At 27.3% G+C, this 17,947-nt stretch carries 14 protein-coding genes and 2 tRNA genes; 3 read left to right on the plus strand and 13 right to left on the minus strand.

The features are described from left to right. Position 1: 1 nt before the first annotated feature. From ACQPVP_RS01380 to ACQPVP_RS01400, 5 genes are all read right to left on the minus strand, one after another. Positions 2 to 2,119, minus strand: a complete 2,118-nt coding sequence (locus ACQPVP_RS01380; protein WP_430846513.1) for a Piwi domain-containing protein — start codon at positions 2,117 to 2,119, stop codon at positions 2 to 4. 29 nt (positions 2,120 to 2,148) lie between these two features. Further along, entirely contained in the window at positions 2,149 to 3,351 is a 1,203-nt protein-coding gene (locus ACQPVP_RS01385; protein ID WP_430846515.1) for a DUF6161 domain-containing protein, read from the minus strand. Positions 3,352 to 3,369: 18 nt separating this feature from the next. Then, positions 3,370 to 4,623, minus strand: a complete 1,254-nt coding sequence (locus ACQPVP_RS01390) for a restriction endonuclease subunit S (RefSeq protein ID WP_430846517.1) — start codon at positions 4,621 to 4,623, stop codon at positions 3,370 to 3,372. Positions 4,624 to 4,635: 12 nt separating this feature from the next. Further along, positions 4,636 to 6,153: a type I restriction-modification system subunit M gene (locus tag ACQPVP_RS01395; protein WP_430846519.1), complete on the minus strand. Its 1,518-nt coding sequence runs from the start codon at positions 6,151 to 6,153 to the stop codon at positions 4,636 to 4,638. A 211-nt stretch (positions 6,154 to 6,364) separates the two neighbouring features. After that, positions 6,365 to 7,432 (minus strand): mannose-1-phosphate guanylyltransferase, encoded by a 1,068-nt coding sequence (locus ACQPVP_RS01400; protein WP_430846521.1) that lies wholly within the window; start codon positions 7,430 to 7,432, stop codon positions 6,365 to 6,367. 329 nt (positions 7,433 to 7,761) lie between these two features. On the opposite strand from ACQPVP_RS01400, the gene ACQPVP_RS01405 reads away from it, so the two are divergent. Next, the gene (locus tag ACQPVP_RS01405; RefSeq protein ID WP_430846523.1) at positions 7,762 to 10,425 is read left to right on the plus strand and encodes a cation-translocating P-type ATPase; all 2,664 of its coding nucleotides are present in this window, start codon (positions 7,762 to 7,764) and stop codon (positions 10,423 to 10,425) included. A gap of 140 nt (positions 10,426 to 10,565) precedes the next feature. On the opposite strand, the gene ACQPVP_RS01410 is transcribed toward ACQPVP_RS01405, so the two are convergent. From ACQPVP_RS01410 to ACQPVP_RS01425, 4 genes are all read right to left on the minus strand, one after another. Next, the gene (locus ACQPVP_RS01410) at positions 10,566 to 11,252 is read right to left on the minus strand and encodes a DUF3298 and DUF4163 domain-containing protein (RefSeq protein ID WP_430846525.1); all 687 of its coding nucleotides are present in this window, start codon (positions 11,250 to 11,252) and stop codon (positions 10,566 to 10,568) included. 385 nt (positions 11,253 to 11,637) lie between these two features. Continuing rightward, a complete protein-coding gene (gene rluF, locus ACQPVP_RS01415; protein WP_430846527.1) occupies positions 11,638 to 12,408 on the minus strand; it encodes a 23S rRNA pseudouridine(2604) synthase RluF in 771 nt (256 codons plus the stop codon). A 21-nt stretch (positions 12,409 to 12,429) separates the two neighbouring features. Next, positions 12,430 to 13,431: an anti-sigma factor domain-containing protein gene (locus ACQPVP_RS01420; RefSeq protein WP_430846529.1), complete on the minus strand. Its 1,002-nt coding sequence runs from the start codon at positions 13,429 to 13,431 to the stop codon at positions 12,430 to 12,432. Between the two features lie 14 nt (positions 13,432 to 13,445). Next, entirely contained in the window at positions 13,446 to 14,036 is a 591-nt protein-coding gene (locus ACQPVP_RS01425; protein ID WP_430846531.1) for a class D sortase, read from the minus strand. 367 nt (positions 14,037 to 14,403) lie between these two features. Between ACQPVP_RS01425 and ispF the strand changes: the two genes are divergently transcribed. After that, positions 14,404 to 14,880, plus strand: coding sequence for a 2-C-methyl-D-erythritol 2,4-cyclodiphosphate synthase (ispF, locus tag ACQPVP_RS01430; protein ID WP_430846533.1), 477 nt, complete (start codon positions 14,404 to 14,406; stop codon positions 14,878 to 14,880). 153 nt (positions 14,881 to 15,033) lie between these two features. On the opposite strand, the gene ACQPVP_RS01435 is transcribed toward ispF, so the two are convergent. The 4 genes from ACQPVP_RS01435 to ACQPVP_RS01450 all read right to left on the minus strand — a co-directional run bounded on the left by ACQPVP_RS01435 (position 15,034) and on the right by ACQPVP_RS01450 (position 17,272). Beyond that, positions 15,034 to 16,311, minus strand: a complete 1,278-nt coding sequence (locus ACQPVP_RS01435; protein WP_430846535.1) for a Na+/H+ antiporter NhaC family protein — start codon at positions 16,309 to 16,311, stop codon at positions 15,034 to 15,036. A 68-nt stretch (positions 16,312 to 16,379) separates the two neighbouring features. Then, positions 16,380 to 16,455, minus strand: a tRNA-Lys gene (locus ACQPVP_RS01440). 5 nt (positions 16,456 to 16,460) lie between these two features. Continuing rightward, a tRNA-Gly gene (locus ACQPVP_RS01445) sits at positions 16,461 to 16,534 on the minus strand. Between the two features lie 63 nt (positions 16,535 to 16,597). After that, complete coding sequence (locus ACQPVP_RS01450; RefSeq protein ID WP_430846537.1) at positions 16,598 to 17,272, minus strand: hypothetical protein; 675 nt, start codon at positions 17,270 to 17,272, stop codon at positions 16,598 to 16,600. A gap of 234 nt (positions 17,273 to 17,506) precedes the next feature. Between ACQPVP_RS01450 and ACQPVP_RS01455 the strand changes: the two genes are divergently transcribed. Then, complete coding sequence (locus ACQPVP_RS01455) at positions 17,507 to 17,923, plus strand: HNH endonuclease signature motif containing protein (RefSeq protein WP_430846539.1); 417 nt, start codon at positions 17,507 to 17,509, stop codon at positions 17,921 to 17,923. Positions 17,924 to 17,947 lie beyond the last annotated feature (24 nt).

Genomic DNA, 17,947 nt, shown 5'->3' on the forward strand with positions numbered 1-17,947 from the left:
ATTAAATAAAATATAAACAATTTGTATCTATATTAGTTGGTATTAAATCTCTATTTCCATAAGTTGAACTTAAATCTGCATAATAAGTTGTTATTGGTAATCTTATTTTATTTATTGCTCCTACATGCATAAAAGTTAATTTATATGCATCCTCAACAATTTTTTCTATATCTAAAGACCCAAATACTCTTCTTATTCTTATTGGTTGTGCCATTCCCATTCCTTCATATGGTTTAGTTGTGCAAACATATGCTGAATCATCTTTATAATAGCATCTTCCCATAATTGTTTTCCATTCTTCACCTTTAGATATAGTTGCTATTCTTCTATTAATTCCTTTAGTTATCTCAATATAATCAAATTCTACCCCTAAATTATTCATAGTATTTTTTAAATTTTCAAGTTCTTCTCTACTTATTCCATCTCTATGAAATGTAATATGCTTTGGTTTACATCTATAAGTATTTTCATATGAATTTACAGCTTCAAAAACTATTTCTCTTAATGTTTCTAATTTTATCTTTTCACCACTTTGTGATGATGAAATAACTTTAGTTTTTAATACTCTTCCATCTTTACCTACAACCTGAATAACCCCAGCTTTATTAACCTTATTTTCTCTACTTACATCTAATCCTATAAAACAATCTGAATTTAATTTTTCATTTAAAATCCAAGGTTGTATACCACTTTTAGCATATACTCCTAATAATATATTTAAGAAAATACTGTCTTTATTTTTTTCAGTATAACTAAGAGTATCAAAGCCAATACACTGTGTTGGAGTCTCATTTCCACCACTGAATGTTTTCTTTATAATATTATAATACTTATTTAAATTTTCTTCACTTAAGATAACTATTGTTGTTTCATTATAATTAGATACTATTCTCTTTAGTTCATAACTAAAGATATCTTCATTATCCATTCTTATCTCTTTAAAATTAACTATATTATTAAGCTTGACTCTATTTAATGCTACTCCTAATTTACTAGAAAACTCTTCAAGTTCATCACCAAATTTAGATATCTTTTCTAAATTGATTTTACTTTTAGCTAATATTGGGTCTATAAAGTATTTTATTTCTATTTTTTTATTTTCATATACTCCAAAATTTTTAAGTCCATATAAAGGATATTTTTGAGCTCTAGCATTGCCAAATAATAAATCTGGTTGCTGTAAATCTTTAATTTTATATCCAATATTATCACACATCATGTTTTCCTTTTTAACATCAATATGCTCAATATTTTTAACTATATTTATAACTTCATTAACCATAAACTGCATCTTTTCATTTGTTTTTTGCTTAACTCTAGTATTGAAATCTCTAAGTATATTTTGGGGTAAATTCTCAAATCTACATACTTTCTTTAACCTACTTGGTATGTACGGAAATATAGTATTTTTATTATTTTTTACTAATACAGCCTTCATATCTTTTGGAAGTTTATTTACTATATAACTCTGGTTTTTATTTTCATAATAATCTACTATTGAGCAGCCCATATATTCATTTTCTTCACTTATAGTAAAAGGTGCTATACCAACATATTCATATGTTGAATTATAAAAATAATCCTTAACACTATCCCCTATTTTTATATTATTATTTTTTATTTCATACTCTAATGTATTAATATACTCAAAATTATGACTTATATCAAAACCTATAATTATATCTCCAGTACTTTCTACATTAATATCTAAGTTAAAATATCTATCTATTTTTATTCCCTTTTCATTATATACTGATTTATTAATATAAATTGAATCCTTAACTGCTTTATACTTGTTATTATCTATATTATCCTTTATTTCCTTTAATAATAATCTTTCTAGTATCTTTTTTTCATTACTTTCTAAATTAATAGCTCTTTTTTCTACATTAATATATTGTTCGCTTCCCCATTTTTCTATTTCTTTAAAAGAAGCAATATATTGTTCATAAAATACTATAGTAGAATTATTATTTAAATTAATTAATTCTTTAACTACATCATAATTTTCATTATGCCTTTTTTCAAAATCTCTAACCTTCATTTTGTATATATATATTTCTATACTTTTGCTATTAATACCATTTTTAAATTCAGTTATTACATTAAACTCTTTCATTAAATTCCCTCTTTTATATTTTTTATTATTTAATTCATAGTCATTTTAGTTAATTGATTAAGCATTCCATCTGGTAAAGTTGGACTTGAATCTCCTTTTAATAATCCAGTATCTGCTCTACTAAACAAAGCTTGTAGTACAATAGTTCTATCTTGTTCAGATATTTTTCCTTCGTTTATTAAAGATAAATAAACATATGTTAATTGATATCTCTCTTTAGCATCTCTAGATAAATGATATGAACTTAATGCTAACTTAACAAATAATCTTATTAAATATATTCCAATTGAAACTAGTAATGCTAAAATTAAAGTAGCTCTTAAACTTTGAAGATTAAAACTTTCCAAATTCACATTTAGTTGACTTGGTATATTATATAATATGAGCATTAAAAGCATCATCATAATTACTGAAGTAAATACCGCTATTCCAGTCCAAGTTTTCCCCTTTTTATTATACTCATTATATAACTTATCCCAGTAATCTATTGGAGCTTCTAATTTTAACTTTTCTTTATATGCTATCTCTAAATCTTTAAATGTATTAACCTTATCCTTTAGATAAGTTTCAACTTCACTTTTGATTTCATCTCTCCAATTACTAATATCGTCCGAAAAATCATTATATGATTGTACTAGATTTTGATGATACTCCTTAGATACTTTATATAAGTTATCATGAGTTTTTATTATTTTTCCTTTTACATCTAAAATACTTTCATCAAACTTATCTTCTAACTTAGTAAATGCTATCTCTTGATTTGTATATTTATAAGCTTCAAGTAATCCTTTAAAATATTCCTTATTTGAAATATTACTTAAGCTATTACTAATATTAAATATATACTCTATAGCTGCATTAGCATATTGATATGAAACACTATATTGTTCTAATATAAATTTCCCTATTTGAGTATCTGAAAAAACTAATGGATATCTATTATATCTAAGATTATTTAGCACTCTATTTAAATAATCTTCTGCATTATATTTATTATTTTGATTATAAGAATTAAAAAAATAATTTAAATCTGATTTTATACTATTAAAATAATTTCTTATCTCGGTTGCTTTTCCTTCATTGCACTGACTCCAAAACTCAACTTCTCCATCTATTAAATTCTTAAGCTGATTAATAGTAGTAATTTCTCTCTCTATTTTTTCTGGAAATAATAAAATTTTAGTATCCTTATTTTCTAGATATTTATCTATATTAATCTCTTTTTCCCCCATTATACCTCTCCTTTAACTTTAAACTCTAATTTTTCCTGTTAATAATTGTTGCATTAATCCTCTTTTAAGTTCTTCTAACTTTTCTTTCTTATTTTCATATTCTTCTATTCTTTTATCAACTTCTGATAATATTAAAGCTATTTCTTTTTGTTCTTGAATTCTTGGAACTGGAACTTTTAAAGCATTAATATTTGCTAAACTTAAAGTTTTTTGACTAGACCCAACAGTTACCTTTTCAATATTTCTTTTTATATACTCTGAACTTAATACATAAAATAAATATCTCTTATATAATTCTGTAGTAATAACCACAATATTTTGTCCTAAACATACCTTTTCCGAATCCTTTAAATAGCTTACTAATCCATAAGAACCAACTCTACTCATAATAATGTCCCCCTTTTGTGGCTCATATTTTCTAGTGAACTTTTTATACACCTCTTCACAAACCTTATTTGTTGATTTTGTATCAATTGCTTTTCCATTAACATCAATAACTCTAATCATTGAAAACCCACTTTCAGAGTATTCTGGAGTTTCATGCAAGGAATCAATTATATTAGCACAGTTACTTAATTTAACAACTTCCCACTCTTCAGGAATCGCTCCAATCTCTGTCTTTTTAAATTTTGTATGTCCAATTCCTTTAGTTAAAAGTTGTTGCATTAGTCCTTTTTTAAGTTCTTTATTTTTTTGAATAAGTTCATCTACATTATCTATTTGCTCATCTACAGTTGATAGAATTAAAGCTATTTTTTCTTGCTCTTTTAAGGGTGGTAAACATATCTTTAAATCTTTAATATTATTAGCATTTATATTAATATTTGAACTTCCTTGAGTTATTGCTTTCAATTGATTCAAGCAATAGTTAGATTCATAAAAATAACCAAAATATTTATTGTTAACGTTACTCGTATTAAATCGAAACCTTATTATATAAGAAGCAAATACTGCTTGTGGATAATCCTCTGTATCATATATTCCATATCTTCCAATTGCCCCACTCCTCGCAAATAAGAAATCACCTAACTCAACTTTGTATTGTTCGTATATGTCATCGTCTATTTCAATCCTTGGCATTTCCTTAAAATTTATTTTTTGATTTCTTAAGTCAGTAATTCTCATTAAATATGTACCATTATCATTGTAATCATTTTTAGCATAATACCCTTGTTTATGTTCTGTTGTAATATCTTTTACCAAATTTATATTCCACTCACTTGGTATCTCTCCAAATTCCGTCATCTTATATCCTTCTCTTACCTTCTTCACTAAATCACCACCTTACAGTACATCAAATCCAAGTTCTTTTAAATATCCATTAAGTTTTTCTTTAGTTTCTGCTTCTTTATTTTCAAGTTCTGATATTTCTTCTAAAACCTTTCTAATATCTACTTGCTCTTCTTCTTCAGTAGTATCAACATATCTACTTATATTTAAATTACAATCATTTTCTTTTATTATTTCAATATCCACAACAGACGCATACTTTTCCACATCTTCAAATGCATCAAAGGCTTTTACTATCTTTTCTATATCTTCATCTCTAAGTTTATTCTTATTTCCGTCCTTAACAAAATCGTTACTTCCATCTATAAATAGGATTTTTCCTTTTCTTTCTTCTGATTTAGCTTTATTTAAAACAAGTATAGCTGCTGGAATTCCTGTTCCGTAGAATATATTTTGTGGTATTCCTATTACTGCTTCAATTAAATCATCATTAATAAATCCTGCTCTTATTTTTCCTTCTGCTGAACCTCTAAATAATACTCCATGTGGCACTACTGATGCCATTTTTCCTTTCATGTTTAAGCTTGATAACATATGCTCAACAAAAGCTAAATCTCCATAAGATTTTGGTGGAATTCCATAATTAAATCTGTGGAAAGCATCACTTTGAGCTTCTTCAACTCCCCAGTTTTTTAATGAAAATGGTGGGTTAGCAAGCACTTTATCAAAAACCTTTAAAGCTCCACCTTCTGTATGTTTAGGTTCTCTTATAGTGTCACCTTTTTGTATATCTACGCCTTTTGCACCATGGAATAACATGTTCATTTTGCATATTGCCCATGTAGAAAGGTTTATTTCTTGACCAAAAAGACTTAAGTTCTTTGGATTTCCACCGTGCTTTTTTACATACTCTATACTTTGAATTAACATACCACCCGAACCACAAGTGGGGTCATAGATTCTATCACCTTCTTCTGGCTTTAATATATTAACTAATACCTTAACTACTTCTGTTGGAGTATAGAATTCTCCACCTTTTTTACCACCTTGGTCTGCAAATTGTTTAATTAAATATTGATAAGCATCTCCAAGCATATCATCTGATGCTAAGTTTGAATTTGCTAAATTTATCGTACTAAAAAGTATTAAAAGCTGAGATAGCTTCTTATCCGGCACCTTTTCCTTATCATTGTAGTTAGTTGTACTTAATACTCCTATAAGCTCTGAATTCTTAGGCTCATCTTCTATAGCTTTAAAAGCTTTATCTAATTCTGGTCCAATATTTAACGTTAAATCTTTAAGTTTTGACCATCTTGCTTGCTCTGGAACAAAGAAACTTTCATAAATAGATGGGTCTTCTAAAAGTTCTTGTATTTCATCTTCCTCTAAGCCATTTTCAATGAATTCTTGTTTTCTAATTTCTCTTTCTTCATCAAATTCGTCGTTTATTCTTTTTAAAAATAGCATTCCAAATATATAATCTTTGTACTCTGCACCCGTTAATTCTCCTCTTAATATATCAGCACTTTGCCAAAGCTTTGATTCTAATTCTTGTAATGTAAGTTTAGCCATAAATTAATCTCCATTCATTTTATTTCTTAATCTCACCTTATGCTTAGTATTACTTGTTGGTTATATAAATATATTTTATCATAACTTTTATATACTATGTTAAGTGTATCACCCTATAAATTTCTAAAATTAAATTAAGGTTGTAACTTAAGCATCTGCCTAAATTACAACCTTAATTTTTACAAACTATCATTTTCATTGATAATTTTATTTACATAAAATCTCCATACCTTCTATCATTAACTATATCATTTAATAAGTGCTTAATTTCTTGCTCCTTATTTTTATCCATGATTAAAATCACATCACCAGCATCTACAACTATTAAATCCTTTAATCCAAAGCCAATAATAAAATTTTTTTCTCCAAATATTGCACAATTTTCACTTTCCTGAAGATATACATTATCGCTAACTTTATTATTTTTATCCTCTTCTAAATATCTACTTAAAGCTGAAAAGCTTCCTATATCATCCCAAATAAAATCACTTTTTATAACATAGGCTTTTCTTGTTTTTTGCATAACACCAAAGTCTATAGATATTCCATCTATTAATGAATATTGTTCATTAATAACCTCTTCCTCATTCTCTTCCCCTATATGCTTATAGATTTCCATTAAGGATTTATAAAGTTTAGGAAGATATTTTTCTATTTCCCTTAGTATTACATCTGCCCTAAATATAAACATTCCAGAATTCCATAAATAACTGCCTTTTAATAAGAAATCCTTTGCCACTTCTAAGTTTGGTTTTTCTGTAAATCTTGCTACTTTATAAGTAGGTATTTCAGATTGAAGTCTTTGACCCATTTCTATATATCCATAACCTGTCTCAGCTCTTGCAGGTGTTATTCCTAAAGTTACAATACCTCTTCTCTTATTTGCAATCTCAACAGCTTGCGATAATGTTTCAATATACAATCTTTCATTTTCTATATGGTGGTCCGAAGGTAAAACAACCATTATAGCATCATTATCTTGTTTTAAAAGCTTTACTGCCGATAACCCTATGCATGTTGCAGTTTCCTTATTCCTTGGCTCTGTAAAGATATTGTTTGAATTGATGTTGTCTAGTTCTACTTTTACTTTATCCTCATATTCCTTATTAGTAACTATATAAATATTTTCTTTATTAATTAATGGTGATACTCTATCTACAGTATTTTGCAGAAAACTTTTGTTATTAATAACTTTTAAAAATTGTTTAGGCCTTGCTGATCTAGATAAAGGATAAAGTCTAGTACCTTTTCCCCCTGCTAATATTAGCCCGTATATCAATAATTTTCAACTCCATGTAAATACTATGTTATATATTATGCCGAGATTAATAATTTGTGAAATTCTCTAAAATACAAATATTATATATTGACATTTATTCAAAACAATCATAAAATAAAAGTATAAATTAAATATTTCCATTAAGAGGGAGTAGTAAAAAATATAGCATCAACATTCGCGGCCGTTAGGTCTGGTGTTATATACCATTTTGGTTACGAGACTTTTAATACAGTTTTTATTATTTTTTAAATGAAAATTGTATTAAGAGTCTCTTTTTTCGTAGACTCTCGTTATTATTTAAATCTATTATTATGTTTGGAGGAATGAAAATGAAAAAATACTTTTCTATGCCTTATGAAGAAGTATTAAAAGATTTTAATGTTTCGTGTAATGGCTTGTCGGACAAGCAACTGAAAGAAAATGTAGAAAAATATGGATTAAACCAATTAAAAGAAAAGAAAAAACAAACTGTTCTTGAAGTATTTTTAGGTCAATTTAAAGATTTATTAGTTCTTATTTTAATTGTAGCTGCTATAATTTCTGCTGCTACTGGTAACTTAGAAAGTACTTTAGTTATCTTTGCTGTTATTATTCTTAATGCAGTTCTTGGAACTGTTCAGCATTTCAAGGCAGAACAATCATTAGATAGCTTAAAAGCACTATCTGCTCCCTCTGCTAAAGTTTATAGAAATGGAGTAAAAGTTGAAATTCCATCTAAAGAAATTGTACCAGGTGATATTTTAATTTTAGAAGCTGGTGATATGATTTCTGCAGATGGTAGAATTATTGAAAACTACTCTCTTCAAGTTAATGAAAGTTCACTTACTGGAGAATCTGAAAGTGTTAATAAATTTGTTGATACTATTGAAAATGAAGAAATTGCTCTTGGTGACCAAAAGAATATGGTTTTCTCTGGTTCCTTAGTTACTTATGGTAGAGCTTTAGTTGTAGTTACTGCTACTGGTATGGATACTGAAATAGGTAAGATTGCTCACTTAATGGAAGAAACTCAAGAAAAGCAAACACCTCTTCAAGCTAGCTTAGATGATTTTAGTAAAAAGCTTGCTATTGGTATATTAATTGTTTGTATTGTAGTTTTTGGAATAAGTCTTTATAGAGAAACTCCTCTTCTAGACTCTCTTATGTTTGCTGTTGCTTTAGCTGTTGCCGCTATACCAGAAGCCTTAGGTTCAATTGTTACTATTGTATTAGCTCTTGGAACACAAAAAATGGCTAAAGAAAATGCTATTGTTAAAAAGCTTAGAGCTGTTGAAGGTTTAGGTTCTGTATCTGTTATTTGTTCTGATAAAACTGGTACATTAACTCAAAATAAAATGACTGTAAAAAAAGTATTTTTAAATAATGAATTAATTGATGGTGAAGATCTTGATTTAAATGACGATGTAGCTAAATATCTAGTTAAAGGTTCTATTTTATGTAACGACTCTACTTCAAAAAATGGAGTTGAGATAGGGGATCCTACTGAAGTTGCCTTAGTTAACTTAGGGCATAAGTTATCAATAAATGAATTAGATCTTAGAAGTAAATATGAAAGACTTCAAGAAATACCTTTTGATTCTGATAGAAAGCTTATGAGTACCCTACATACCTTTGATAATAAAAATATAATGTTTACTAAGGGTGCTTTAGATGTTATTTTAGATAGAACAATAAAAATTAAAACTTCTAATGGTGTTAAAGAATTATCTTATGAAGATAAACAAAATATATTAAATGCTAATAAGCAATTATCTCAAAGTGGATTAAGAGTTTTAGCTTTTGCATATAAAGAGTTTTCAAATATAGCTCCATTAAATCTTGAAGATGAAAATGGCTTTACATTTATAGGTCTTATATCAATGATTGACCCTCCAAGAGAAGAATCTAAGGAAGCTGTTAGAGATTGTATATCTGCTGGTATAAAGCCTGTTATGATTACTGGGGACCACAAGATTACTGCTTCTGCTATTGCTAAACAAATTGGTATATTCCAAGATGGTGATAGAGCTGTAGAAGGTATAGAGCTTGATAAGATGTCTGATGAAGAATTAAAAGCAAATGTAGAGCATATTTCAGTTTATGCTAGAGTTTCTCCTGAGCATAAAATAAGAATAGTTAGAGCTTGGCAAGAAAGAAATGAAATTGTTGCTATGACTGGTGATGGTGTTAATGATGCTCCTGCACTTAAACAAGCTGATATTGGTATAGCAATGGGTATTACAGGTACTGAAGTATCTAAAGATGCTGCTTCTGTTATATTAACTGATGATAACTTTGCAACTATAGTTAAATCTGTAGCTAATGGAAGAAATATTTATAGAAATATTAAAAACTCTATAAAATTCTTATTATCAGGTAATACTTCTGGTATATTATCAGTATTATATACTTCATTAATGGCTTTACCAATGCCATTCCATGCAGTACATTTACTATTTATAAATCTTTTAACTGATAGTTTACCTGCTATTGCAATTGGTATGGAAGAATCTAAAAAAGATTTATTAAAAGAAAAACCAAGATCAAGAACTGCTTCTATTTTATCTAAAGACTTTATATATGAAATAGTTCTTGAAGGTATAATTATTTCAATATTTACTTTAGCAGCCTTCTATATAGGATTAAAAACAGACAATGAAGTTGCTTCTACAATGGCCTTTGCAACACTTTGCTTAGCTAGATTATTCCATGGATTTAACTGTAGAGATGATAAATCTATATTCTCTATAGGATTATTCAGTAACAAATATAGCTGGATGGCTTTTGGTGTAGGTTTAGTTTTATTAAACTCAGTTTTATTCATACCTTTCTTAGGTCAATTATTTGAAGTTGCTACATTAACAGGTTCACAAATAGGATTTATTTACTTATTTGCATTTGCACCTACTGTAATAATTCAAGTAGTTAAAGTTATTAGAGATATTGTTAATAGAAATAAATCTTCTAAAGACGATGTTAAAGAAGAAAATGAAGATATTAGTCAAGTAGCATAAAAAAGGCACTTAGTGCCTTTTTTTAATTAAAAATGAAGAATAGATAATGGATAATTAATGTAAAAACTACTAACCGTAGTTTTTAAATAATAAGAATAAAATTGGCTGTCATAGACAGCCAATTTTTATTCTTTAGAAAATTACATTTTTATTTCATAATTAATTTCGAACTGTGGCATTCCCGTAACATATGGTGCTATTTTGTAATAAGGAAAGTGTATTATAAGCTTACCATCTTTTATATAAAAACTTTGATCTTCACTAATTCCATTAAATCCTTCTTTTCCTGTAAAATAGTATTCTGGATTTTTACTTATTTGTCTTCTTATTTCTTCATTAATAAAAGTCTTATAATCATATCCTTCTTCAAATAAATCTTTTAATAAGACTTCATTTCCATCCTTTATATTAATATTATATGTATTTCTAGTAGTTATCCCATGAGCACCACCGCTGAACTGATAGTAGTCTATAAAGAAACTTAATATATACTTATCATTAGTCAATATATATCTTGCTTGCATTTCATATGGAATATTTGGCTTAAACTTTTCACTTGTATCTTTAGCATCTTTTATCCACAGGTTAGTCCAATCTAGAATATCACTGTTGATATCTTTTTCCTTCTCTTTATTACTTAGTCCAACAATTTGTGGAATTTCTACATCAATATTTATAAAACTTGTCTTTTCTCTAATAATCTTATCCACAAGTATTGGATTTTCGCCAGAATTACTGTTAATATTTATCAACATAGCATGTGGATAAATGTGGACAATATTTGTAAATAAAATTGTTGTTATTAATAACTTACAAATTCTCTTCATATAGTATTTCTCCTATGTATAATTAATTTTTTTAAAATTACTATTTTTATTAATTTTCTTATTATTATATTATCTACAATATTGTTTATAATTATTAACATAGGTTTCAACAACCTTTTCACAACTTATCCACATGCATATGTGGATTATGTGCGTAACATACAGATTTTTACTGGGAATTATTATAATTAAATTTTATTATTCTATCTAAAACTAGTGTATAAGCCACTTTAAAGCCTGTGGATAACTTTTTGTATTTTACATAAATAAAGCCTTAGATTGCTGAAATATACAATCTAAGACTTATAATTTGTTCATAATTCTGTTAATTAGTTTAAACTTTAATACTTATAGAATTCAAATACTACTATATTAATTTATTATTTTAATCAAACTCTTTAGTTTTTCCAGAATCACTTATTAGGGAATTTAATTTTCTAAGTTCATCTGGTGTTAAATTTCTCCACTTTCCTATTTTTAAATTTCCTAACTTCACATTCATTATTCTTATTCTATTTAACTTAACTACATTATATCCTAAAGCTTCACACATTCTTCTTATTTGTCTATTCATACCTTGAGTTAATATAATTCTAAAAGTTCTCTCATTAATCTTATTAACTACACACTTCTTTGTTACTGTACCTAATATTTTAACTCCATTAGACATATCATTAATAAACTTGTTATTTATAGGCTTATCTACAGTAACTATATATTCCTTTTCATGATTATTTCCTGCTCTTAAAATTTTATTAACTATATCCCCATCATTAGTTAAAAAAATTAATCCTTGCGAATCTTTATCCAATCTTCCTATTGGGAAAACTCTTTTCTCATGATTTATAAAATCAACTATATTACCTTTAACCTTTTTTTCAGTTGTGCAAGTTATTCCAACAGGCTTATTTAAGGCAATATAAACTAATTCTTCTTCTTTCTTTAAAGGCTTTCCATCAACTTTTACATTTGCATTTTCTTTAACCTTTGTTCCCATGACCGCCTTTATTCCATTAACAGTTACTCTTCCTTCTTCTATAAGCTTATCTGCTTCTCTTCTTGAACAAAAACCTGTTTCACTTATAAATTTGTTTAATCTTATTTCAGAGCCTCTTTCTTTATGAATTATTACATATTTATTATTCTTTTGATTCATCTTATCACCTTTTTATTAACTTTATGGACTAACCTTATGCTCATCTCCTGAATTATTTAGCTTAACTTGTAATTTTTCTTCTCCAATAAATTTTTCAGTTTCTGCCAAATCATTATATCCTAAGGCTTTTCCTGTTACAGTTATTAATATCCCTGTTTCAGGTATCATTTCATTATTTACAGCATAATTTAATATTCCCATAACTGCATAATCTATATCTAAATTTTTTAAATTTAATTCATTTAACATAGCATTACCTTTCTCTGTAGCAGTATATGCATCTATAATTCTGTTAAACTTATTAACTTCTAATGTAATTTCAGAAGTTGTTTCAACTACGATAGTTTTATCTAGAGATCTATATTGAAAAATACCTATAGTAAAAATAATCAATATTATGCTAAGCAATATAGATATTTGAAGCTTATACTTCTTAAAAGTAAAACCTTCCCCACCAATACAGTCTTCTCCTACTTTATTATCTTTTCCAACCTTAACCTTTATAAACTCACCCTTCGAAGTCATTATAATAGCAGAATTTATTCTTTTTGAAAGTATAATTCCTCTATGTTCTATTTCCTTATTATTTTCTATTATTTCATCAGATCCTAATATATTAATAGCTTCTACTACTTGCAGATATTCTTGTAAATACTTATAGTTAGGATTTGATAGGATTACAATATAAGTTACTATATATTCTTTCCAATTTATATAAAACTCTTTCTCTACAGGTGTACTTTTTAATAGTCTATTTAAAGGAAATTTCTTATTTTTAGTTAGATAATCAAATAACTCAACATCTTCTATTATAAAATAGGCTATATTTAATATTTTATTTCTAACAATATATGAAGGCTCATAATGAATTAAATCTTTAATTAATATTTTATAACTTAAAAGTTCTTCCTTTAGTCGATCAATTTCTTCTTCTCTTTTTTCAACTACATCATCTAAAGATAAATTAGTTTGTAACTTCGTCGAAAACTTATATTTATCATATTCAAAGCTACTTATTGACATTTCTCTCCTCCAGTTTATAAATCTTTTGTTTCAACCAATTTTCCTGTTACTATAACTCTTTCCTTAGCTCCTACAGTACAGGTTACTAAAGTTATTGTTGCATCTTCTGTATCATCTAAAACAGATACATTTTCAGGAGATACTATAAAATTATCAGTAATTTCATAGATATATTCTTTTTTATTTGCCTTTACTATTATTTGATCACCAATTTCTGTTTTATATAGATTTACGAAAGCTTCTGAGTAATCTGAAACTCTATGTCCTGCTACTGCAAAATTTCCTTTTTCTCCAGGCATTGCTGAATTTTCAAAATGTCCTAAATAATATTGAAGAACATCATCAGTAATTCCTTCAACTAATCCTTGAGATAAATTTATACTCGGAATTTCAATTAAGGCAATAGGTGTATATCCATTTATTAATTTTTGTTCTTCTTCCTCCGTTAATTCCCTTGGTTCTTCATTTATAACTTCTTCTAATATATTCTGAAGTTCTTTTTGTTTTTTAGATGTGTCAATTTTCTTGTACACAATAGACCCTATTATAGCTAGTCCAACAATAATTAAAATTAATCCCACTATTCTTCTAAACTTTTCTTTCAAACCCCTCAACTCCTAATAAACTTTTATTCTTATCTATCATATATTATAACATAAACACTTATAATCATTAATCATTTAGGAGTAACTTATGAATAGAAAAATTATTTATGTAGATTTTATCTTTAAGAAAAAAAGAATAACTTCAAAAACCTTGCTTTTTATTTATAAGATGAAAATAAACATTAAGCTTAATTTTAACAAATTATTTAACATTAAATCATATGTTAAAACAAAAAATTCAAATAACTCTAAACTTTATCCCTTCAAAAAAGTATTATAGTTTCTTTAATTTCCTTACAACTCCTTGAAATTATAATTTTATATAGGGTACAATAGTCCTATATATTAAACCTTTGGAGGGATAAAAATGAGAATAGGATTAGGATATGATGTACATCGTCTAGTTGAAGGAAGAAATCTTATCATCGGTGGTATTAATATTCCATATGAAAAGGGACTTCTTGGTCACTCAGATGCAGATGTTCTACTTCATGCAATTATAGATTCATTACTTGGTGCTTCTGCTCTTGGCGATATAGGAAGTCTTTTTCCTGATACAGACGTAAAGTATAAAGGAATATCTAGTATAAAACTTCTTGAAGAAGTAGGAAAACTTTTAAAGGAACATGGTTATTCTATAAATAATATAGATTCTACTATAATTGCTCAAAAGCCTAAAATGGCTCCTTTTATAAAACAAATGCGTGAAAACATAGCTGAGGCATTAAAAATTGATATAATGAAAATTAACGTTAAAGCAACAACAGAAGAAGGCTTAGGATTTACTGGAACCGGAGAAGGAATATCATCTCAGAGCATATGCCTGATTACAATGGAAAATTAATAATGCATAATTGATAATTAATTATATAATTCATTCAAGTGAATTATTACCTAAATTAAGCATTACGCATTATCCATTATGCATTAAAAAAGACCTTGCTATAAAAAGCAAAGTCTTTTTTTCTTGGTTATATATTTAATTTTACAACAGCCATTATTTATTTATCCAATGAATGTATATTGCTATTATAGCACAAATTCCCATAAGATATGGGTAGAATAAATATTTCATTATAGCAAAAGGTGATATTGCTGCTAATCCTGCTGCTGATATTAATTGCGCTCCATATGGGATAATCCCTTGAAATGCGCAAGAAAACATATCCATAATACCTGCAACCCTCTTAGCTTCTAAATCAAATTTATTTGAAATATTTTTTGCAATTGGACCTACAGTAACTATTGCAACAGTGTTGTTTGCAGTACAAATATCTACTAAACTTACTAAAGTTGCTATACCATATTCAGCTCCTCTTTTACTTTTAAAGTTTTTAAGTCCCTTATCTAATATAAAATCTATTCCACCGTTGTATTTTATAATCTCTATAGTCCCTGAAATAAGAATTGAAATTATAATAAGTTCACTCATTCCTGATATTCCAGTAGAAATAGAATTAAAAAAACCTAATATGTTAAAGCTTCCATAAATGAAGCCTATTAATCCTGAAGACAAGATTCCAAGTAATAGAACAATTACAACATTTACTCCAAGTAAAGCTGTTACTATTACTATTATGTAAGGTAATATTTTAAATAAACTAAATTCTAATGCATCTAAACTAACTACATTAGCATTTTTTGTTAATATCATAAATATTAAAGCAGTAATTATAGCCGCTGGTAAAACTATAATAAAGTTCATTTTAAACTTATCTTTCATTTCACATCCTTGAGTTCTAGTTGCTGCTATTGTAGTATCTGATATTATAGAAAGGTTATCTCCAAACATTGATCCACTCACTACAGCGCCTACTGCTAAAGCTGTTTCTATTCCTATCTTTCCTGCAATTCCAACAGCTATTGGAGCCAATGCAACTATAGTCCCCATTGAAGTTCCTATAGACAATGATATAAAACAACCTATAATAAAAATACCTGGTATTAAAAGACTATTTGGCAATAATGAAAGACCTAAATTTACAGTTGAATCTACTGCTCCCATATCATTTGCAACTTGTGCAAATGCTCCTGCTAATATAAATATTAGTATCATTAATAAAATATTAGTATTTCCTGCTCCTTTGCAAAAAATTTCTATTTTCTTTTCAAAATTTTCTTTTCTATTCATTACTAATGCTGTTAATGCAGCTGCTAAAAAAGGTACTATTATAGATACAGCATAAAAATCCTTTGCTACCACCGAACTTCCTATATACACTAATAAAAATACTGCTAAAGGAATTAAGGCTAAGCCATTACCTTTATTATTCAATATTCTTCTCTCCTTTAATTATTAATTGTAAAAAAATAAGAGAGATTAGATATTAAATCCCTCTTATTTGGTGCGTTATCAGGGGATCGAACCCGGGACACCCTGATTAAGAGTCAGGTGCTCTACCAACTGAGCTAATAACGCATATATGGAGCGGGTGATGAGAATCGAACTCACGTAACTTGCTTGGAAGGCAAGGGCTCTACCATTGAGCTACACCCGCATAACTTATTGACAATAATATTATATATTCCATTAATATTACTGTCAATAATAAGTTTTAATTCTATATAATTTCTGTAAGTGATTTTAGTAAAATATCTCTAAATTTCTCTCCATCACTCTTATTTGTTTGAGCTTTTTCACAAATGCTCTTCCACTCTACCATACCTATTCCTGTTCTTTCTATAAAATCCTCTTCTGTAGTAGTTGTATAACTAGAACTAACAACAAACTCTCCTAATTCTTTTGGATTATCAAATATTTTCAAGTATAGAAACTCCTTATTATTTCCATACCAAGTTCTATTAAAATCTCTTGCAAATCTTTGTAGTGATTTAATTAATTTATCTTTAGGTAAGTCCCAATAACTTTTTATCATACTTAGATGTCTTCTCATATTATCTGCTTCTTCTTTAGATATCTTCTTATTTTTTTCACCATCAGTAATAATTCTTTCTACTGAAACACTTGGTATATTTATAATTAATCTTTCTTTTCCATATATCCATTTATAAAATGCTTCCTGTAGAAATGAATATTGAATATATCCTAATAGGCTTCTTTCATTAGGAAAGTAAGACCATATATTACTAAGGCCATTGTTTTTTGAGAACACTAAACTATGGATATAAATACTTTTCTCATCAGGTAATCTATCCATAAACATATGTCCTCTTATAGTTTTATTTTTACTAATTAATTCTTCCCAATAATCAAAAGAATCATAACCATGTCGCACTATATCACCTTTCTTTCACCTCAGTAGTATAATTTAATATATATATATTATATAGTAAATTATACCCTATTTTCAAGTATTTTCATAGAATATAACAAAGTAACTCTAAACACTTGCCATTGCAAATATTCTGATAATACTATAATATGTGTGTTAATTTTTATAAAATTCTTAATTCTGTAGATAATTGCTTAAAAAAAATATATAATATTATTAAAGATATATAAAGGAGGCATGACTTTGTACCACTGCGAAATTTGTGGATCAACAGCGGACATTCATCATATAGTTCATAAACACGAAGGTGGTTGCGATATTAAATTAAACTATAAATATCTTTGTAACTACCACCATAGAGGGAAAAATGGTCCTCACAACTGCATAGAAACTGATATTAGATATAAGCTTGAAATGCAAAAAAAGCTATTTAAGCTTTTACCAAAGGATTACTATACAGCTAAAGAGCTCTATAGCCTTTTAGGAATGACTAATTCTTCATTAAAAAAACTAATAAAAAAACTTAGGCTTTATAAAGAAGGTTATTCAAAAAAGGAAATTATAAAAAACCTCATGGGTGGTAAACTATACTCCTATAATATACTTGAAGAAATTGAACTAGAGCGTCTTTACCATAATATTAATATTAGCTAAAATGGCAAATTATATACAAAACAT

This window comes from Clostridium nigeriense (genome assembly GCF_050585265.1).
In the GTDB taxonomy this organism is placed as follows: domain Bacteria; phylum Bacillota; class Clostridia; order Clostridiales; family Clostridiaceae; genus Clostridium; species Clostridium nigeriense_B.

What these genes read in the sequence shown, in the direction of transcription:
- ACQPVP_RS01380 (WP_430846513.1), bottom strand. Translation starts at nt 2,119, where the DNA reads ATGAAAGAGTTTAATGTAATAACTGAATTTAAAAATGGTATTAATAGC.
- ACQPVP_RS01385 (WP_430846515.1), bottom strand. Translation starts at nt 3,351, where the DNA reads ATGGGGGAAAAAGAGATTAATATAGATAAATATCTAGAAAATAAGGAT.
- ACQPVP_RS01395 (WP_430846519.1), bottom strand. Translation starts at nt 6,153, where the DNA reads ATGGCTAAACTTACATTACAAGAATTAGAATCAAAGCTTTGGCAAAGT.
- ACQPVP_RS01405 (WP_430846523.1), top strand. Translation starts at nt 7,762, where the DNA reads ATGAAAAAATACTTTTCTATGCCTTATGAAGAAGTATTAAAAGATTTT.
- ACQPVP_RS01410 (WP_430846525.1), bottom strand. Translation starts at nt 11,252, where the DNA reads ATGAAGAGAATTTGTAAGTTATTAATAACAACAATTTTATTTACAAAT.
- rluF (WP_430846527.1), bottom strand. Translation starts at nt 12,408, where the DNA reads ATGAATCAAAAGAATAATAAATATGTAATAATTCATAAAGAAAGAGGC.
- ACQPVP_RS01420 (WP_430846529.1), bottom strand. Translation starts at nt 13,431, where the DNA reads ATGTCAATAAGTAGCTTTGAATATGATAAATATAAGTTTTCGACGAAG.
- ispF (WP_430846533.1), top strand. Translation starts at nt 14,404, where the DNA reads ATGAGAATAGGATTAGGATATGATGTACATCGTCTAGTTGAAGGAAGA.
- ACQPVP_RS01455 (WP_430846539.1), top strand. Translation starts at nt 17,507, where the DNA reads ATGACTTTGTACCACTGCGAAATTTGTGGATCAACAGCGGACATTCAT.